The sequence below is a fragment of the Acidovorax sp. GW458-11-26-14-TSB4 genome (genome assembly GCF_059423865.1).
Genome location: NZ_JBWKYR010000001.1, coordinates 296,967 through 310,678, shown reverse-complemented (window position 1 = coordinate 310,678; position 13,712 = coordinate 296,967). Strand labels below are relative to the sequence as shown.

At 69.8% G+C, this 13,712-nt stretch carries 12 protein-coding genes; 6 read left to right on the top strand and 6 right to left on the bottom strand.

Annotation, left to right across the window (positions count from 1 at the left end):
* Positions 1–11 precede the first annotated feature (11 nt).
* The 4 genes from AC07X5_RS01455 (at position 12) to AC07X5_RS01440 (ending at position 4,084) form a co-directional block, all read left to right on the top strand.
* Complete coding sequence (locus AC07X5_RS01455; protein WP_494768782.1) at positions 12–752, top strand: 16S rRNA (uracil(1498)-N(3))-methyltransferase; 741 nt, start codon at positions 12–14, stop codon at positions 750–752.
* 126 nt (positions 753–878) lie between these two features.
* The gene (locus tag AC07X5_RS01450) at positions 879–2,036 is read left to right on the top strand and encodes a diguanylate cyclase (protein WP_494768781.1); all 1,158 of its coding nucleotides are present in this window, start codon (positions 879–881) and stop codon (positions 2,034–2,036) included.
* 94 nt (positions 2,037–2,130) lie between these two features.
* Positions 2,131–2,853: an SOS response-associated peptidase gene (locus AC07X5_RS01445; protein WP_494768780.1), complete on the top strand. Its 723-nt coding sequence runs from the start codon at positions 2,131–2,133 to the stop codon at positions 2,851–2,853.
* A 58-nt stretch (positions 2,854–2,911) separates the two neighbouring features.
* Positions 2,912–4,084: an MFS transporter gene (locus AC07X5_RS01440; protein ID WP_409955286.1), complete on the top strand. Its 1,173-nt coding sequence runs from the start codon at positions 2,912–2,914 to the stop codon at positions 4,082–4,084.
* On the opposite strand, the gene AC07X5_RS01435 is transcribed toward AC07X5_RS01440, so the two are convergent.
* Complete coding sequence (locus AC07X5_RS01435) at positions 4,052–4,978, bottom strand: LysR family transcriptional regulator (protein ID WP_494768779.1); 927 nt, start codon at positions 4,976–4,978, stop codon at positions 4,052–4,054. The two genes, AC07X5_RS01440 and AC07X5_RS01435, sit on opposite strands and share 33 nt — an antisense overlap.
* Positions 4,979–5,116: 138 nt before the next feature.
* Here AC07X5_RS01435 and AC07X5_RS01430 point away from each other — a divergent pair, with 138 nt between their 5' ends.
* Both AC07X5_RS01430 and AC07X5_RS01425 read left to right on the top strand, forming a co-directional pair.
* Entirely contained in the window at positions 5,117–6,478 is a 1,362-nt protein-coding gene (locus AC07X5_RS01430; protein WP_494768778.1) for a M20/M25/M40 family metallo-hydrolase, read from the top strand.
* A 136-nt stretch (positions 6,479–6,614) separates the two neighbouring features.
* A complete protein-coding gene (locus AC07X5_RS01425) occupies positions 6,615–7,094 on the top strand; it encodes a YidB family protein (protein ID WP_007859572.1) in 480 nt (159 codons plus the stop codon).
* 15 nt (positions 7,095–7,109) lie between these two features.
* Here AC07X5_RS01425 and AC07X5_RS01420 read toward each other — a convergent pair whose 3' ends face one another.
* From AC07X5_RS01420 to AC07X5_RS01400, 5 genes are all read right to left on the bottom strand, one after another.
* On the bottom strand, positions 7,110–8,015 hold the full coding sequence (locus AC07X5_RS01420; RefSeq protein WP_409955294.1) for an alpha/beta hydrolase: 906 nt from the start codon (positions 8,013–8,015) through the stop codon (positions 7,110–7,112).
* Positions 8,016–8,209: 194 nt separating this feature from the next.
* Complete coding sequence (locus AC07X5_RS01415; RefSeq protein ID WP_494768777.1) at positions 8,210–8,725, bottom strand: TlpA family protein disulfide reductase; 516 nt, start codon at positions 8,723–8,725, stop codon at positions 8,210–8,212.
* A gap of 69 nt (positions 8,726–8,794) precedes the next feature.
* Positions 8,795–10,288: a M20 family metallopeptidase gene (locus AC07X5_RS01410; RefSeq protein WP_494768776.1), complete on the bottom strand. Its 1,494-nt coding sequence runs from the start codon at positions 10,286–10,288 to the stop codon at positions 8,795–8,797.
* Between the two features lie 108 nt (positions 10,289–10,396).
* Positions 10,397–11,632 carry a GGDEF domain-containing protein gene (locus AC07X5_RS01405; protein ID WP_494768775.1) on the bottom strand — a complete coding sequence of 412 codons (1,236 nt, stop codon included), beginning with the start codon at positions 11,630–11,632 and terminating at the stop codon, positions 10,397–10,399.
* Positions 11,633–11,723: 91 nt separating this feature from the next.
* Positions 11,724–13,697: a methyl-accepting chemotaxis protein gene (locus AC07X5_RS01400; RefSeq protein WP_494768774.1), complete on the bottom strand. Its 1,974-nt coding sequence runs from the start codon at positions 13,695–13,697 to the stop codon at positions 11,724–11,726.
* Positions 13,698–13,712 lie beyond the last annotated feature (15 nt).

Here is a 13,712-nt window from a genome sequence, read left to right as displayed (position 1 = left end):
AGATAGCACGCATGCCCCGCTTTCACTGCCCTGCCGACCTCGCGCCCGGCGCCGAGATCGACCTGCCCCCAGGCGCTGCCCGCCACGTGCAGGTGCTGCGCCTGCAGCCCGGCGACGCCATCACCCTGTTCCCTGGAGGCCAGGACGGCCCCGGTGGCGAATTCGACGCGACCGTGCTGCGCATGGGCCGCAGCGACGTGCGGGTGCAGGTGGGCGCCCACCATGCCATCGAGCGCGAGGCGCCGCGTGCCGTGCACCTGCTGGCCGGCATCACCGCCAACGAGCGCATGGACTGGCTGGTGGAGAAGGCGGCAGAGCTGGGCGTGGCCAGCGTCACGCCGCTGGTGGCCGAGCGCAGCGTGCTCAAGCTCAAGGGCGAGCGTGCCGACAGAAAAATTGCCCACTGGCAGGCCGTGGCCGTGGCCGCCTGCGAGCAGTGCGGCCGCAACCGCGTGCCCGTGGTCCATGCTGCCGTGGACCTGGCTGCCTGGGTGCGCGCGCAGGCCCCAGCGGGCACCCCCGGTGCGGCACAGCGCCTGCTGCTGTCGCTGCGGGCGGGCACGGTGCCGTTGCACGCAGGGGCCACGGGTGGCGCGCCGGTGGTGTTCCTTTCGGGTCCCGAAGGCGGCCTGAGCGCAACGGAAGAGGATATTGCGCTGCAGCATGGGTTTGCAGCCGTCACCCTGGGGCCCCGCGTGCTGCGCGCCGAAACAGCGCCGCTGGCGGCCCTGGCCGCGCTGACCCTGGCCTGAAGCAGGCGCGCGGGCGACACAAAAACCCCCCGCACGAGGGGTCCGGCCCGTAAAATCCCGGCCAGCGCTGCTGGCCCAGTGCGCCCAACCCGGGCGACGTGCCCGTGGCAGGAGAGGCAGGCCACCTTGCACAAACCTACCCACTGGCAGCGGCTGGTGGGCTCCGTCCTTCCCACCGATCGCCGCCGGCGCACCATAGGCAGCATGGCTCTGCTCGCGCTGCTGCTCATGGCTGGCAGTGCGGGTGTGATGCTCATGCTGGCGCGCGCGGGCATGACCGCGCACGAGGAGGCAGTCCAGTGGTGGGCGGCCCTGTCGGTGGGCGGCCTGATGGTGATGACGCTCATGATTTTCAGCGGCTGGTCCGAGCGCCTGCCCGACCCCTCGCTCACCATCGTCCAGATGGCCTGGACCATCACCAGCGGCGCAGTGGCCTACGTGCTCGCGGGCGACGCGCGCGGCGTGGTGCCTGCCGTGCTGGCCATGATCCTGTTCTTCGGTACCTTCGGCCTGTCCCTGGCGCAGGTGATCGGCATCGGCAGCTATGCGCTGCTGGCCTTCGTGGTGGCGGTGGCCGCGGCGGCCCGGTTCAACGCCGGCTCCTACAGCGTCATGGACACGGCCTACGCGCTCATGGTGCTGCTGGTGCTGGCGGGCTCCGTGGCCCTGAACCTGCGCATCCAGAGCATCCGCGAGCGCCTGCGCCTGCAGCGCGAAGCCCTGGCCCAGGCGCTGGCCGAGAACCGCGAGCTGGCCATGCGCGACGAGCTCACGGGCCTGCTGAACCGCCGGGCCATGCTCGACCTGATGCTGCTGGAGCAGCGGCGCAGCCTGCGCAACGGGCGCCCGCTGCTGCTGGCGCTGCTGGACATCGATCACTTCAAGCCCATCAACGACCTGCACGGCCATTCCACCGGCGACCGGGCGCTGCAGGCCTTCACCGCCGCCGTGCGCGGCAGCGTGCGCGACACCGACGTGCTGGCGCGCTGGGGCGGCGAGGAGTTCGTGCTGATGCTGTGCGACACGCGCGTGGACGACGGGCTGGAACTGCTCGACCGGGTGCGCAGTGCGGTGGCCCAGCTCCAGGTGCTGCACGTGTCCGAGGCCGTGTGCTTCACGGTGTCGGCAGGCCTGGCCCAGCACCAGCCCGGAGAGAGCATCGAACACACGCTGGACCGGGCCGACCAGGCCCTGTACACGGCCAAGGCGTTGGGGCGCAACCGGGTGGCGGTGTCGCCCTCGCCCCGCCCCTTGGGGGCATCGGGAGCGCACCTGCGGTCTTGAGGCCCCGCCGGGTGCTATCCGCTTGATGGCGTCTGGCGGCCATGGCATGAGCGTGAGCTCGGCGCGGTGGGGGGTGCGCAGGTACCATCCGCGCATGAGCACCCACTACGAGACCTTGCGCCACACCAGCGCCTACGCGGAGGCCTTCGGCGTCGAAGCGCCTGCTGCCGCCAGCGAACTGCACCTGTGGCCGCGCATGAGCGGCTTTTTCATCCGCGCGCCCGCTGCGCCGCAGGCAGAGGGCGAGGGCGCTGCTGCGGATGCAGCGCCCCCCCGGCGCCGCGAACTGGTGCCTGCGCAGTGGGGCCTGGTGCCGCACTGGGTCAAGTCGGCGTCGGACGGCAAGCTGCGCGCACCCAAGCTGGTGAATGCGAAGTCGGACCTCGTCTCCACCGGCACCGCCTTCCGTGACGCGTGGTTGCAGGGCCAGCGCTGCATCGTGCCCATGGCGGCCTTCTACGAGGACGACTTTCGCCAGGGCAGCAAGGCCCGCCCCACCCGCATCGCGCGCGTGGACGGCAAGCCCATGGGCGCGGCGGGCCTGTGGGCGCGATGGCAGGGGCCGGATGGGGAAGAGCTGTTCAGCTATGCGCTGATCACGGTGAATGCCAACAACCATGCGCTCATGAACCGCTACCAGCAGCCGGGCAGTGAAAAGAGCATGCCCGCCATCCTCAACGAAGGCGCTTACGACGCCTGGCTGAATGCGCGCGTGGACAAGGCCAAGGAATTCCTGCGCCAGTACCCGGCCCAGTCGCTCACGGCCAACCCGGTGGAAACCAAGGCCGACAAGGTCCCCAAGGGTTGGCTGGAGTAGCCTGCGCCGGGGGGCTGTGCACAATGGCTGCCTTCCCCTGCCCCGCGCGCTTCGTCGAATGAACCGAAACCTCTGGCTGCTGGCCCTGTGCCAGGGCCTCTTTCTCACCAACAACGTCGTCTTCATCGCCATCAACGGCCTCGTGGGCCTGCAGCTCGCGCCCTATGGCTGGATGGCGACCTTGCCGGTGATGGGCTATGTGGTGGGCGGCGCCCTGTCCACCGCGCTGGTGGCGGCCACGCAGGCGCGCTGGGGGCGCAAGGTCTCGTTCCAGATCGGGCTCGCGGTGGCCATGCTTTCGGCGGCGCTGTGTGCCTGGGCGGCGTTCAGCGCGCAGTTCTGGCTGCTGTGCGCGGCCACGGTGGTGGCGGGCTACTACAGCGCCAATGGGCAGCTCTACCGCTTTGCCGCGGCCGAGCTCACCACGCCGGAATTCCGGGAAAAGGCCGTGTCCCTGGTGCTGGCCGGGGGCCTGCTGGGCGCGGTGGCCGGGCCCAACCTGGCCAGTGCCACGCGCACCCTGTTCCCGGTGCCGTTTGCGGGTGCCTACATTGCGCTGATGGGCGTGGCGCTGCTGGCCATGGCCTGCATGGCGGCCATCCGCTTCGAGGCGCCGCCCGCCGTGCTCAACGCGGCGGGCCAGCCGCAGCAGGGGCGGCCACTGGCCGAACTGATGCGCCAGCCCGCCTTCGTGGTAGCCATCCTGGGCGCGGCCCTGGGCTATGGCGTGATGAACCTGCTGATGGCAGCGACCCCGCTGGCCATGCAGGTCTGCGGCTTTGCCTTCGACCAGTCGGCGCTGGTGCTGGAGTGGCATGTGATCGGCATGTTCGCGCCGGGCTTCTTCACCGGCCACCTGATCAAGCGCCTGGGCGTGCTGCCGGTGATGGGCACGGGCGTGCTGCTCAACTTCGCCTGTGTGGCGGTGGCGCTGTCGGGGGTGGAGCTGCACCACTTCGGCATCGCACTGTTCATGCTCGGCGTGGGCTGGAACTTCCTGTTCACCGGCGCGACCACCTTGGCCATGACGGCCTACCGCCCCGAGGAGAAGGACCGGGCCCAGGCGGCCATCAACTTCTGCGTGTTCGCCACGCTGGCGGTGAGTGCGTTTTCCTCGGGCGTGCTGGTCACCACCCAGGGCTGGACGTTGCTGAACGCCGGTTCGCTGGTGCCCATCGTGGTGACGGGCGCAGGCCTGCTATGGCTGGCCCTGCAGCGCCGGCGCAGTTAGGGCGTCTGCCGCCACGGCCTGCGTGAGCCAGCGCACGAAGGAGGCGATGGCGCGTTCCTCTGCCCGTTCACGCGCGACAAACAGGCTGTAGCCGCGCAGGCCGCCGTCCACGAAGGGATGGGCCAGCGCCAGCTCGCCCGATTGCAGCTCGCGCTGCACGAAGTACCGTGGCACCAGGCCGACGCCCAGGTCCGCGCGCACGGCCTCCACCAGCATGGAAAAGAGATCGAAGCGGTGCCCGCCCAGGCTGTGTGCCGGTGTGTGCGCGATGCCCGCGTGGGTGAACCAGTCGTCCCAGGCCCCCAGGCGCGAGCTGAGCTGCAGCAGCGGCACGGAGCGGAAGTCGCCACGTGCCATGGCACGCCGGTGGCGCGAGCCGGGCGCGCAGACGGCGACGCAGGTCTCGCGCAGCAGCGGTTGCTGCAGGGCCCCGGGCCAGGCCGCGTCGTCGTACTGCACGGCCACGTCGAAGGGGATCTCGGCCATGTAGGTCTGCGTGGGGTAGACCTGCAGGTGCACGCTGCAGCCCGGCTCCTGCGCGAGGAAGGCCGGCAGCCGCGGCAGCAGCCAGCGCTCGGCGAACACCGGCACGCAGCCCAGCTGCAGGCTGGTGCCGTCGGCGCGCTGGGCCATGGCCTCGCGCGTGTGGTTCTGCAGGCGCAGCAGGTCGCCGGTGATCTGCGCGTGGTAGCGCCGGCCCACCGGGGTCAGCTCGGTGCCGCGCGCGCTGCGCTGCACCAGTTGCAGGCCCAACTGGCCTTCGAGCTGGCGCAGCTGCTGGCTCACGGCGCTGTGCGTGAGGAACAGCTCCTGCGCGGCCTTGCCCACGCCGTGGTGGCGCGCCACGGCATCAAAGATGAGCAGCGCGCGGGTGCTGGGGATATGGCGGTGCATGTAAGAAAAACTGACGGGTGGGTAGATTAAAGCAGAGCGCAAAGCCCTTCCGCGGTCCAACAATTGCTGGGTCATCGGCGTGCCACGGTTTTGGTGCCGAGCCGCACTGTGCCCTTGTTTGTCAATTTTCCTTTCATCATGACCCAAGCCTCCGCCCGTCGTTTCGCTTTTGCCGCCAGTGCGGTGTCCCTGTCCGTTGCCGTCCTGCTGGGCGGTGCGGCGCACGCCCAGGCCGTTGCGCCCACGCCCACCCAGCTGCGCCCCGCGGTGGACCAGGCCTACACCCAGCTTTTGGCGGCGCCGCAGATCCAGAAGCTGCTCGAGGCCGTCAAGGCCGACCATGAGCGCGCCACCGGCGACCTGAAGATGCTCACCGAGATCGAGGCCCCTCCGTTCAAGGAGCAAAAGCGCGCCGAGGCCTTCCTGGCGCGCATGAAGGCGCTGGGGCTCAACAACGCGGCCATCGACGCCGAAGGCAATGTGGTCGGCGTGCGCAAAGGCACGGGCCAGGGGCCCAAGCTGGTGATCTCGGCGCACATGGACACCGTGTTCCCGTCCGGCACCGATGTGAAGGTCAAGGAGCGCGATGGCCGCCTGTATGCGCCCGGCATCTCGGACAACACGCGCGGCCTGGCCGTGCTGCTGTCCTGGCTCAAGGTGCTCAACGACCACCGCATCGCCACCGTCGGCGACCTGGTCTTCGTGGGCAACGTGGGCGAGGAGGAACTCGGTAACCTGCGCGGCATGAAGCACCTGTTTGCAGAGCACCTGGACATCGATGGCCTGGTGGCGCTGGAGCCTGCACCCGATGGCACTGTGCTCATGCAGGGCACGGGCAGCCACCGCCACGAGGTGAGCTTCAAGGGCCCGGGCGGCCACAGCTTCGCGGCCTTCGGCCAGGTACCGAGCGCCATCCACGGCATGGGCCGGGCCATCGCCAAGATCTCCGAGATCCGCACACCTACCACGCCCAAAACCACCTTCACCGTGGGCACGGTGGGCGGCGGTACCTCGGTGAACACCATTGCGCCCGATGCGCGCATGGCGGTGGACATCCGCTCCGACGCCATGGAGCCCTTGCTTGCTACTGAAAAGCAGGTGCTGGCCGCCGTGGACGAGGCCGTGGCCGAAGAGAACAAGCGCTGGGGCGTGAATACGCTGAGCGCATCGACCAAGCTCATCGGCGACCGCCCGGGTGGCCGCACGCCGGTGGACTCCATCCTGGTCGAGGCTGCGGTGCGCGCCAACACCGCGTTCGGCCACAAGACCGTGCTCAGCGGCGCCAGTACCGATGCCAATGTGCCCATGTCCCTGGGCATCCCGGCCATCGTGATCGGCGGTGGCGGCAAGACCGGGGGCTTCCATGCACTGTCCGAATGGATCGACCTGACCGATGCCTGGAAGGGCGCGCAGAACTCGCTGGTCACCGTGCTCGGCCTGGTGGGCGTGCAGGGCGTGAGCGCTCCGCTGCTCGAAAAGCGCGCGCCGCGCAGCAAGTGAGTCGCCGGCACTATCGAACGACGACGGGTGGTAGAACAATTCACCATTGTTGACATGAAGGCCGGCCCCGGCCTGCGTACCATCCCCAGGTGGCGGGCCGCTTCGGCCCTGCCCTGACTTTTTTCAGGAGATCACCATGGGTTTGCTCGATTCAGTGCTGGGCGCTGTCATTCAGAACGCATCGCAGGGCCATGGGGGTGCATCGGCCGCACAAGGCGGTGGTGGCCTTGGGGGCCTGGTGGCACTGGCCGCTCAGAACCCGCAGCTCATCCAGGCGGTGCTGTCCCTGGTGAGCAATGACGGTCCGGTGGGCGGCCTGCCGGGCCTGATGGCCAAGTTCCAGCAGGCAGGCCTGGGCGACATGATCGCCTCGTGGCTGGGCACCGGCGCCAACCAGGCCATCTCGGGTGACCAGCTTTCGCGCGTGCTCGGCTCCGGGCCGCTGTCGCAGGTGGCGTCGCAGCTGGGCGTGGGCCAGTCCGATGCCGCCAACCAGCTGGCACAGGTGCTGCCGGGCCTGCTCGATCAGCTCACGCCGCAGGGCCATGCGCCCCAAGGGGGGCTGGGCCAGAGCAGCGATCTGTTCGGCATGCTCGGCGGCCTGCTCAGCAAGTAGGCAGGCGCACCGGAATCAGGCGACCGAGGCGAGCCGGTCCCGGCTTGGGGAGCGGCCGGCGCGCGCCGGGCAGCGCATGTCCAGCCACTGGCGCAGGGTTTCGAACACGGGCGCCGCCAGGTCGGAGCGCTCGTTGAACAGCTCGTGGTACAGCGGCTCGAAGCAGCGCGACTGCACCTGGGCGCTGGGCGCGGCGGCCGCGAAGGCGCGGCTGCCGGCGGGGTTGACCAGTTTGTCGCTGCCGGCCCACATCAGCAGGGTCGGTACCTTCCATTGCCCCGCTGCCGCCACGGTGGCCGGGCCGCCGTCGGCGATGAAGCGCGCCAGGCGCGCGCTGATGCGGTCATGGCACAGCGGGTCGGCCAGGTAGGCGGCAGGCACGGCCGTGTCGTGCGACAGGTACTGCGCATCGAGGCCATTGCCCACGCGCAGGTTGGGGGCGATGCGTGGCAAGGTGGCCAGCAGCAGCTTCTGCACCGCGCCCAGGCCGGGGTCCAGCGCGGGCGAGGACAGCACCAGGGCATCCACCGGCCGCAGGCCGAGCGCCACGAAGCGCGAGGCCACCAGTCCACCCATGCTGTGGCCCAGCAGCACCAGGGGCAGGCCCTCGGGGGTGCGTGCGCGCACGGCGTCCACCATGTCGGCCAGGTCGTCGAGCAGGCGGCTGTCGGAAGTGAGGCCGCCGCGCGGGCCGCTCGATTCGCCATGGCCGTACTGGTCGTAGCCGCGCACGGCAAAGCCCCAGTCCCCCAGCTGCCGTGCCAGCGCGTCATAGCGGCCCACGTGCTCTCCCAGGCCATGCACCAGCAGCACGGTGCCCCGCTGGGCCTGGCCCGGCGGCAGGGGCCAGTCCTGGACGGCCAGGTTCTCCCCATCGCTGGCGGTGAAGGTGGTCAGGGTGGAGGCAACGGGTTCGGTCATCGGGAAGCGCATCGGAACGCGCAGGTGGGCGCGGGTCAAGGGGGTTGGCTGTTCAGGCGCTTGCTGGCAGGTACCAGGAAAAGCCGCATTCATTCAGCCATCGTGACGGGCCTGTGCGGCGGCGTCAATGGATTTCAGTCGCAGCCCGCCGTGGTGGGTGCCATGGCGTTGCTTGGCGGGCAATGCGGCGCGGTTCAGGAGAGCGAGATCCAGAGATCGTCCCAGTCCGTGGGCTGGAAGCTGCCTTCGCGGCGCAGCACCTGCTGGTGCTGGCGGTTGAGCACGTAGTGCGTGGGCCTGCGGGCAATGGGCCCGAAACTGTCCTGGTGGCCGGGGGCGTTGCGCCAGGCGATGGGAAAGCGCTGTTCGGCAGGTACCGATACCTTGAGCAGGTCGATGTACTGCATGAAATCCGCGCTCTTGTCGTCCATGTTCACGCCCAGCAGCACGAAGTCGCGCTGGCGGTTGCTGGTGTAGAACTCGCGCATCAGGCGCAGCTCGTTCACGCACAGGGCACAGCCAGCGGTGAAGAAGCTCACCAGGCAGACCTTGCCCTTGAAGTCGGAGAGCATGACGGGCTTGCCATCGCTGCCGGTACCGGACAGCTGGTGCTGCGTGCCCTTTGCTGGTACAGACTGGGCCCAGGCACCTGTCTGGGTAGAGACGATGGCCGATGCGGCGCATGCGTGCAGGAAAGCTCTTTTGTCCATCATCGGGGCCCGCAAACAGGAGGCTGGAAAGCCCGGCGCCGTTGTGCACAGCGCCGGGCGCAAGGGGCGTCAGGCCGCCGGGACGGGCACGGCCGACTGCTCGGTCGCCATGGCGGCGATCACGTGCGCCACCGAGGCGGTGAGGCGCTTGGCATAGGGCACGTGCAGGAACTCGTTCGGGCCGTGGGCATTGCTCTTGGGGCCGAGCACGCCGCAGACCATCATCTGCGCCGCGGGGAAGCCTTCGCTGAGCATGTTCATGAGCGGAATGGTGCCGCCCTGGCCGATGTAGCCGCAGGGTGCGCCGAAATGCGCCTGCGATGCCTCGTTGAGCGCGCGCTCGAACCAGGGCGTGGTGCTGGGGGCATTCCAGCCCGTGGCGCCGCCGCCGTGCTCGAAGGTCACCTTGGCCTGGTAGGGGGCGTTGTCTTCGAGCAGCGCCTTGAGCTCCTGCACCGCCTGGCCGGCATCCACCAGCGGGGGAAGGCGCAGGCTGAGCTTGAAGGCCGTGTAGGGGCGCAGCACGTTGCCGGCGTCCTTCAGGGCCGGGAAACCCTCGGCGCCGGTCACGCTGAGCGTAGGGGTCCAGGTGCGATTGAGCAGCGCCTGCAGCGGGTCGGTGGTGGTGGGCAGCGCGAAGGCGGTGGAGCCGCCGCAGTCGTAGTGCGCCCAGGGGAAGCGCTTGTACACCTCCTCACCCAGGATGGCGGCCGTGGCGCGGGCCTGTGCCAGGCGGTCGGCCGGCACTTCGCAGTGGAAGCTGGCGGGCAGCAGGCGGCCGGTGGCGCTGTCTTCCAGGCGGTCGAGCACCTGGCGCATGATGCGGAAGGACGAGGGCACCAGGCCCGAGGCGTCGCCCGAGTGGATGCCTTCGGTCAGCACCTCGACCTTAAGCGTGCCGCTGGCCATGCCGCGCAGGCTGGTGGTCAGCCACAGCTGGTCGTAGTTGCCGGCGCCCGAGTCCATGCAGACCACCAGGGCCACGTCGCCCATGCGGGGCTTCAGGGCATTGATGTAGGGCAGCAGGTCGCCCGAGCCGCTCTCCTCGCAGGTCTCGATCAGGCCCACGATGCGCGGGTGCGGCACGTTCTGGCGCTTGAGTTCCTGCACGGCGGCAATGCTGGCGTAGACCGCGTAGCCATCGTCGGCGCCGCCGCGGCCATAGAGCTTGCCGTCCTCGTACTTGGGCGTCCAGGGCCCCAGGTCGTTGCGCCAGCCGGAGAACTCGGGCTGCTTGTCCAGGTGGCCGTACATCAGCACGGTCTGGGTCGAGGCGGGTGCCGTGGCGTCGATCTCGAAGAACAGCACCGGGGTGCGGCCTTCGAGGCGAACGACCTCCAGCTTCAGGCCGGCGACCTTCTGTGCTTCCACCCAGGCGGCGGCGTTGCGCACCACGGTGTCGAGCAGGCCCAGTTCGGCCCAGTCCGGCGCGAAGCCGGGCGATTTGGCGGGGATGGCGATGTAGTCGGTGAGCTGGCGCAGGATGTCGGTGTCCCACGCCTGGCTCACCCGCTCGAGCGCCTGTGCGGGTTGCAGGGCGTGGGAGGGGACGCGGGCGTTCATGGTGGTGTTCCTCTGGCGGGATGAAACCGCCATTCCAACACAATGCGCGCCCCCGCGCCATGGCCCCGCAACGGCCCCTGTCCCGGGATGGGATGGGCCGCGTCCCTGTCAATACCCCGAGTATCCCGAAGCAGGAAGAGTCTCGGGGTTGCTGTCCAGGGAGGACGGCGCCGAGGGCGGGTGCAGCGCGACGGCGGCCTCGACCCGGTTGCGCCCGAGCTCCTTGGCGCGGTACAGGGCGCGGTCGGCGGCCGAGATCAGCATGTCCCAGCTGTCGCCCGGCTCCAGCCGGCCGCCGAAGACGCCGATGCTCACCGTGACGCTGATGTCCTTGCCCTCGTGCCGGTAGCGTGCGCCGGAGACCGATTCGCACAGCTGGCGCGCCAGTTGGTGGGCACCGATCAGGTCGGTGTCGGGCAGCACCACCAGGAATTCCTCGCCGCCGTAGCGGCTCACCAGGTCCTGGGAGCGCAGGCGCTCGCGCAGCAGGTTCACCACGCTGCACAGCACCTGGTCGCCCACGGGGTGGCCATGGTGGTCGTTGACGCGCTTGAAATGGTCGATGTCCACCATCATCACCGCAATGGACTCGCGCGTGCGCACCGCGCGCGCCACGTCGCGGTCCAGCGCCGAGATCGCCGCGCGCCGGTTGGCCACGCCGGTCAGGGGGTCCAGCGCCGCCAGGCGGCGGTTGTTCTCGTCGGCCCGGTCTCGGGCCATGAAGATGAAGCCCATGGTGGCCACCATCAGCTCGATGAAGGTGGTGCTGAAGGTCAGCGTCTGCACGCCGCTGGGCTGCATGATGCCGGTGGCGGGCTGGTCGCTGCCGCCGACCACGAGCACGCGCACCAGGAACACCAGCACCTGCAGGCCCAGAACCGCCATGACCAGCCAGGCGCCCCGCCCGGGAGTGGACCCGCGGCGCGAGAACAGGATCCACAGGGCCCAGAGGTTCAGGGCCCCGAGCAGCAGCCCGGCGACCACCACGCGCGCGGCGTAGTCGTCGATGAACCAGGCCATGCCGGCGGCCATGAGCACCGGCGCGACCGCCATGGCGGGCCAGGGCAGCGGCCGGCCCTGGAACTGCAGCAGGGCCGCGACCAGGCAGGTGAACATGCAGCTGAGCAGCACATTGCCCAGCACGATGGACAGCAGGGCAGGGAGGTGGCCGCGCCCGGCGAACAGGGCATAGGCCATGGCATTGAGCAGCAGGCCCAGTGCCCACAGCTCCACCCCTTCGCGGCGCTTGCCCCAGGTCATGACCGCCATGGCCAAGGCGGCCGCCAGCGATGAGAGGATGATCATCACCAGCATGGTGGGCACGTCGGCAGTGAAGGGAACCATGGCGCGTAGTCGGGACGGGCGGCAAAGGCCGCAAGGGGGTCAGGATAAACGATGGCGCCGCATACCCCCGCCAGAAAAGTGCCCGCCCCGGCTATTGCAGCGCGGGCACCTCGGCCGCCGCCAGGCCCAGTGCCGGCGTGCCCGAGAGCTTGAACACCTGCACGGCACCGGCCAGGCGGGTGGCCTGCTCGCGCAGGCTGTGCGCGGCGGCGGCCGATTCCTCGACCAGGGCGGCGTTCTGCTGCGTCATCTGGTCGAGCTGGTTCACCGCGGTGTTGACCTGGCCGATGCCGTCCGACTGCTCGCCCGAGGCCGCCGTGATCTCGCCGATGATGTGGCCCACGCGCTGCACCGAGCCGACGATCTCGTCCATGGTGGTGCCGGCGTTGTGCACCAGGCGCGCGCCCGATTCGACGCGCTCGACCGAGGCGTTGATCAGCTGCTTGATCTCCTTGGCAGCGTCGGCGCTGCGCCCGGCCAGGCTGCGCACCTCGCTGGCCACCACGGCAAAGCCCCGGCCCTGCTCGCCCGCGCGTGCCGCTTCCACGGCGGCGTTGAGGGCCAGGATGTTGGTCTGGAAGGCGATCGAGTCGATCACGCCGATGATGTCGGCGATCTTGCGCGAGCTCTGGTTGATCTCGCCCATGGTGGTCACCACCTCGCCCACCACCTGGCCGCCGCGCGCCGCCACTTCGGCGGCGGTGCTGGCCAACTGGTTGGCCTGGCGCGCGGCGTCGGCCGACTGGCGCACGGTGGCGGTGAGCTGGTCCATGCTCTGGGCCGTTTGCGCCAGGCTGCTGGCCGTGGCCTCGGTGCGCGCCGACAGGTCCTGGTTGCCGCTGGCGATCTCGGCGCTGGCGGTGCCGATGCTGTCCACCGCCGTGCGCACCTGCTGCAGCATCTGCGTGTAGCGCTGGCGCATGCCCTCCACTTCCTGCACCAGCGCGCCGATCTCGTCGCGCCGCGTGGTGCGGAAGGCCTGCGTCAGGTCGCCCTGGGCCACCAGGGTGATGGCCTGGGTCAGGTCGCGCAGCGGCCGGCTCACCCCGCGGCGCAGCACCACGAACAGGCCCACGCCCAGCAGGGCCACGGCCACTGCCATCAGCGCCCAGACGGCGAGCGTGACGCGGCGCTGGCCGGCCATGGCCTCGCCGTAAGGCACCTCGGCCACCACCCACCAGCCGCCGGCGGTCTTGCGCACCAGGGCAAAGGGGTTTTCGGCGCCCTGCCCCAGCAGCGGCAGGGCCTCGCGCACATAGCCGTCCTTGGAGGCGGCCAGCGCTTCCAGGAAGGGACCGGCCTGGGGATAGGCCTCCAGCACGCGCTTGCCGCCGGCACTCGGGTGGTAGACGAAATTCGCCTTGTCGAGCCCGGCGCCGGGGTTCACCACATAGGTGCCGCCATGCTCGAAGAAGCGCGTCTGCGCCACCTGCTTTTGCAGCATGGCGTGGAACACGCTGATGTCGTTGCCGATGAACAGCACCGCCGATATCTTGCCGGCGTCGCCCTTGATGGGCAGGTAGTGGCCCATGTAGGGCTTGCCGCCCACCACGGTGACGCCGGTGTAGGGCTCGCCCTTGCTCACTGCCGGGTAGGCCGGGTCGGTGCGCGCCAGCGGCGTGCCTTGCTGGCGCTCGCCCTTCTCGTTCTTGACCGAGGTGGTGATGCGCAGGAAATCCTCACCCTTGCGCGCGAACACGGTGGCGATGCCGCCGGTCTCGCTGGCGAACTTGTCCACCGAGCCATAGTCCTCGTTGACCAGCGCGCCGTAGCTGCGTAGCTCGCCCGTGGCCTCGTCCAGGTGCATGGCCGCGTCGAAGTAGCGCTGGAAACCCTTCATGGTGAGCTGCACCAATTCGCGGTTGGTGCTGTCGGCTGCGTCGAGCGACTGGGCCACGCTCTGCGCCGTGTCGCCCACGCTGGCGATCAACTGGGCACGGGTGTTGCGCTCGGTCAGCACGGCGATGGCCAGGCCCACGAGCACCATGACCAGTGCCACCAGGGCAATGGCCATGAGCGTGACCTGGCGCGCGACGGAACGGTTGTTGGCAAGGGGGGCTGGCACGGGGCTTGTCTCCTG